Annotated in this window: 4 protein-coding genes; all 4 read right to left on the bottom strand. The window is 61.5% G+C overall.

The genetic code is table 11. The annotated features are described in order from the left end of the window. Nucleotides 1-53: 53 nt before the first annotated feature. Nucleotides 54-1586, bottom strand: coding sequence for a histidine ammonia-lyase (gene hutH / locus AAAB16_RS10945; protein ID WP_340663342.1), 1533 nt, complete (start codon nucleotides 1584-1586; stop codon nucleotides 54-56). 255 nt (nucleotides 1587-1841) lie between these two features. Further along, complete coding sequence (locus AAAB16_RS10940; RefSeq protein WP_340663341.1) at nucleotides 1842-2300, bottom strand: DUF2214 family protein; 459 nt, start codon at nucleotides 2298-2300, stop codon at nucleotides 1842-1844. A 61-nt stretch (nucleotides 2301-2361) separates the two neighbouring features. Next, nucleotides 2362-3414 carry a sensor domain-containing diguanylate cyclase gene (locus AAAB16_RS10935; protein WP_340663340.1) on the bottom strand — a complete coding sequence of 351 codons (1053 nt, stop codon included), beginning with the start codon at nucleotides 3412-3414 and terminating at the stop codon, nucleotides 2362-2364. Then, nucleotides 3389-4748 (bottom strand): MATE family efflux transporter (locus tag AAAB16_RS10930; RefSeq protein ID WP_340663339.1); only part of this gene is annotated, 1360 nt, incomplete at its 5' end. The genes AAAB16_RS10935 and AAAB16_RS10930, both read right to left, overlap by 26 nt.

Here is a 4748-nt window from a genome sequence, read left to right as displayed (position 1 = left end):
TTTCCTGATGAAACACCTGGTGCGCACAGCACACCCTACGTTCACGTCGGTGCTTAGGCGTACAGCCGTTCGTACGCCAACCACCGGCCAAACGCGCCCCCTTCCACCCACGCGCGCGCTGCGGCGATGTCGGGGGCGAAGTAGCGGTCTTCATCGTAGTGCGGTACTTCGCTGCGGATCAGTTCGATCACTTCGCTCAGTAGCGGCGAGGTTTTCAGTGGGGCATGCAGCTCCACGCCCTGGGCGGCACCCAGCAGTTCGATCGCCACCACGGCGCTGCTGTTGCCCGCCATATCCAGCAAACGCCGGGCGGCGAAGGTGGCCATGGACACGTGGTCTTCCTGGTTGGCGGACGTTGGCAGGCTGTCGATGGAGGCCGGGTGGCCGAGGGTTTTGTTTTCCGAGGCCAGGGCCGCAGCGGTGACTTGGGCGATCATAAAGCCGGAGTTCAGGCCGCCTTCTTTAACCAGAAATGCCGGCAAGCCGGACATGGCGGGGTCGACCAATTGCGCAATCCGTCGCTCGGACAAGGCGCCAATTTCGGCAATCGCCAAGGCCAGTACATCGGAGGCCATGGCCACCGGTTCAGCGTGGAAGTTGCCGCCGGACAGCACGTCGCCATCAGCGCTAAACACCAGCGGGTTATCCGAGACAGCATTGGCCTCACGCAGAAAAATCTGTGCGGCGAAACGCATATGGTCCAGGCAGGCGCCCATCACTTGTGGCTGGCAGCGCAGGGAGTAGGGGTCTTGCACGCGGCTGCAGTCGGCGTGGGATTCGCGGATCTCGCTGGTGCTGCCCAATAGCTCGCGATAGAACGCGGCCACATCAATCTGCCCAGCCTGACCGCGGACGGCCTGAATGCGTGGGTCGAACGGTACAGCCGAGCCTTTCAACGCTTCAACGCTCAAGCTGCCGGCGACCACGGCGGCGCTAAACAACTTTTCTGTAGCGAACAGGCCGCGCAGGGCCAGCGCGGTGGACACCTGGGTGCCATTGATCAGCGCCAGGCCTTCTTTTGGTCCCAGCACCATCGGTTGCAGGCCGGCAAGCGCCAGGCCTTCTACCGCATCCATTTCCCGGCCCTGGTGGCGCACGCAGCCGATGCCGATCAGTACCGCCGACATATGCGCCAAGGGCGCCAAGTCACCGGAAGCACCGACCGAGCCTTGCGAGGGAATGCACGGGTAAACCTTGGCGTTATACAGCGCGGTGAGTGCCTGAATGACTGCCCAGCGAATGCCGGAAAAACCGCGTGCCAGCGAGCCGACTTTCAGCGCCATGATCAGGCCGACACTGGCGTCATCCAGCAGCGGGCCGGTGCCGGTGCAGTGCGACAGCAACAGATTGCGTTGCAGCTTGGCCAGCGATTCGGTGGGGATGGAGGTGCGCGCCAGCAGCCCAAAACCGGTGTTGATGCCATACACCGTGCGCTTGTTGTCGATGATCTCCAGCACAGTGCGGTTGCTGGTGTCGACCACTGCCTTGGCCACCGGCTCCAGTTCGATAGGGCATTGCTGCTGATAAATGGCGCGCAATTGATCGAGGGAAAGTTGGCCGGGCTGAAGAAGCAGTGAATGCGACATGGGAATGGTCCTGACGGTTGCCGTTGGGGATGACGTGCACCTATATACACTTGTATATACAGGTTAGGCAAATGGTGAGGAAAAGTGGCCCCTGATTGAATGGCGAGGTGCCTTGGCGAACCTGCCCTCACCCCCAGCCCCTCGCCCCTATCCGGGCGACCACAAGCGGGCGCGGGGAGCAGACCACAGACGATTCAGTCCCCTCGCCCCCTGGGGAGAGGGCTAGGGTGAGGGGGCGCTGCACGCACTATTTGCCTAGAGGCCAATCACCCCATAGCCTCGCGCCATCAATGCCGCCAACAATGGCAACACCAGCAAAATAAGCAGCTCCAGGCGAATCACCAGGGTCACCCACTTGGCCTGCTTGGCGCTCACCACCGGCACTTCGCCGGCTTTAATCGCGTTGCGCCAGTTGAGGATGACAAACGTCGGCACGATGGAGATCAGCCCCACCAAAATAAACAGGCCGAACTTGGCGTGAAACACGCTGTTGTGCAGGTAGTAATCCAGCCCTTTGCCGTACCACAGTACCCGCGCCGCGCCAGTGAATAGCACCAGGCCGGCAGTGGCGCCGTAGGCGATGTCGATGCGCATCAGGCTGCGCGCGCGGGCCAGGTCCATGGGCAATTTGAACAGTTGGTGTTCGAGGCTAAGCAGGGCGAATAGCAGAAAAATAGACAGGTAGTGCAGGTACGCGGCAATGGCGGCGGCCATGGTGGTTCCTCAGGGCAACGGTTGGGCGCTGGGCACTCTCTGTTGCCCATGCACGTTCTAACTAATGGTGGGCCGGCTTCGCTTCAAAGGCGGCGAATTCCACCCGATTTCGGCCGTTACCCTTGGCGTGGTACAGGGCTTTGTCGGCGCGCTTGAGGGCTCGCTCGGGGTTTTCCTGCGGTTCGGCCAGGGCGCAACCGATGCTGATGGTCAGCTGCAGTTCCACCTCGCCAGCATCTATCGGGCTGCGCGCCACTGCGGCGCGGATACGCTCACCGATCATGCGCAGTTCTTGCTCGTCGCGCACCTGGGTCAGCACCACAAACTCTTCGCCGCCGCTGCGCGTTACTACGTCCTGCGGGCGAACGGCACCGGCGATGCGCCGAGCACATTCCCACAGCACCTTGTCGCCGGCGTCATGGCCATGAACGTCGTTTACCTTCTTGAAATAATCCAGGTCGCAGAACAGCAGGCCGAGCTTCTGCTCGCGCTCTTCGGCACGGGTTTGCTCACGCGGCAGGAAATGTTCGAGGCCGGCGCGGTTCCATACTTGCGTGAGGTTATCGAGCATGGTTTTACGCTGTTCGCGGCTTAAGGCTGCGCGCAATTGCGTGGTTTGCTCGCTCATATGGCGAAGTTTCAAGTAGCCCTCGGCGAGGGTGGCCATGTCTTTGAGGCGCTGCCTCTGTTTGCCGTTCAGCTGTTTCGGTTGTGGGTGCAACAGGCACAGGGTGCCAATGGCATGACCGTCCTGGGAGAACAACGGTTGGCCGGCGTAGAAGCGCAAGAAGGGCGGATTGGTGACCACTGGGTTATCGACAAAACGTTGGTCCTGGTGGGTGTCCTCAATCATAAACACGTCATCTTGCAAGATGGCGTGGCCGCAAAAAGACATGCAGCGCGGGGTTTCTGGGATGGCCAATCCGCGCCGTGCTTTAAACCATTGGCGGTCACGGTCCACCAGGCTGATAAGCACGGTTTTCACGTCGAACATCTCCGCCACAATCTTCACCAGCACGTCCAGGTACGGGTCGGCGGGGGTATCCAGCAGTTCCTGGTTATCCAGTACTTCCTGACGAATAAGTTCGTTAACTGGTGTGGCCGGGCTGAGCATGGGCTGATCCTTTAAGGCTGGGAGCAAACCACTGATCGTGGCGAGTCAGGTGATAAGCATAGACCCCCAAACACAGGCTTCGTAGCAACATAAAAGCCAAAAATGCCAACCATAGACCGTGGTTGCCAAGGTCACGCAGCAGCCAGGCCAGCGGCAGGGCCAGCAACACGCTAAGCAGCATGGCATCGCGCATTTCTCGGGCGCGGGTGGCGCCGATAAACAGGCCGTCGAGCAGGTAACTCCACACCGCTACCAAGGGCAGCACAGCCAGGTACGGCAGGTAAATATCGGCGGTGCTGCGCACTGCGGCAATATCGGTTTGCAGGGCGATAAACAGATGCCCGCCCAGAGCAAAAAACAGCGCGAACAGCAGGCTGGCAATCAGCGACCAGCCGCCAGCCACCACCAGGCTACGGCGCAACCCTTGGCGGTCATTACCACCGAGGGCATGCCCGCACAGGGCTTCCACGGCATGGGCAAAACCATCCAGGGCGTAAGCGGTGAGCAGCAGGCCATTGAGCAGCAAGGCGTTGGCCGCCACGGTTGCATCGCCCAAGCGCGCACCTTGCACCGTAAGCAGAAAGAACACGCCTTGCAGCGCCAGCGAGCGAATAAAGATGTCGCGATTGACCGCCAACAGCGGCCGCCAGTTACGCCACAGCGCCATCGCCGCCCACTGCGTACGCCCCGGGTAACGGCGCAGCGCGCCGCCAGTCAGTGCCAGGCCGAGCAACGCGCCGCCCCATTCGCTAAGCACCGCTGCCCGCGCTGCGCCAACCACGCCCCAGTCCAGACCCAGCACAAACCACAACGACAAGACGATATTCAGCACATTGGTGCTGAGCAGAATCGCCAGCGGCGCGCGGGCGTTTTGCGTGCCGAGAAACCAGCCGATCAAGGCGAAGTTGGCCAGCGCCGCCGGCAAGCCGAACAGGCGCGTATGAAAGAAGGCGCGGGTCTGTTCATCCAGTTCGGCCGAGGGGTTCATCAGGCCCAAGGCCATATCGCCAAAGGGCAGGGCGAGTACGCCCAAGGTCAGCGCCAGTAATGCTGCCAATATCAGGCCTTGGACCAACACCTGGCGCAACGCGCCACCGTCGGCGCGGCCGCTGGCCTGGGCGGCAAAACCAGTGGTGCCCATACGCAGAAAACCGAGGATGCCGACGATCATCACATACAGTGTGCTGCCCACTGCCACGGCGCCGAGTTGATGAGCATGGGGCAGATGGCCGACCACCGTGCTGTCAACCAACGCCACCAAGGGCACGGAGATATTCGACAGAATCATCGGTGCGGCCAGCGCCCAGACTTTCTGGTGAGTGGCGGTGTGGCTC

It is taken from the genome of Pseudomonas sp., from assembly GCF_037994325.1.
In the GTDB taxonomy this organism is placed as follows: Bacteria; Pseudomonadota; Gammaproteobacteria; order Pseudomonadales; family Pseudomonadaceae; genus Aquipseudomonas.
This window is presented reverse-complemented; position numbering and strand designations above follow the sequence as displayed.

What these genes read in the sequence shown, in the direction of transcription:
- AAAB16_RS10935 (WP_340663340.1), bottom strand. Translation starts at nt 3,414, where the DNA reads ATGCTCAGCCCGGCCACACCAGTTAACGAACTTATTCGTCAGGAAGTA.
- AAAB16_RS10940 (WP_340663341.1), bottom strand. Translation starts at nt 2,300, where the DNA reads ATGGCCGCCGCCATTGCCGCGTACCTGCACTACCTGTCTATTTTTCTG.
- hutH (WP_340663342.1), bottom strand. Translation starts at nt 1,586, where the DNA reads ATGTCGCATTCACTGCTTCTTCAGCCCGGCCAACTTTCCCTCGATCAA.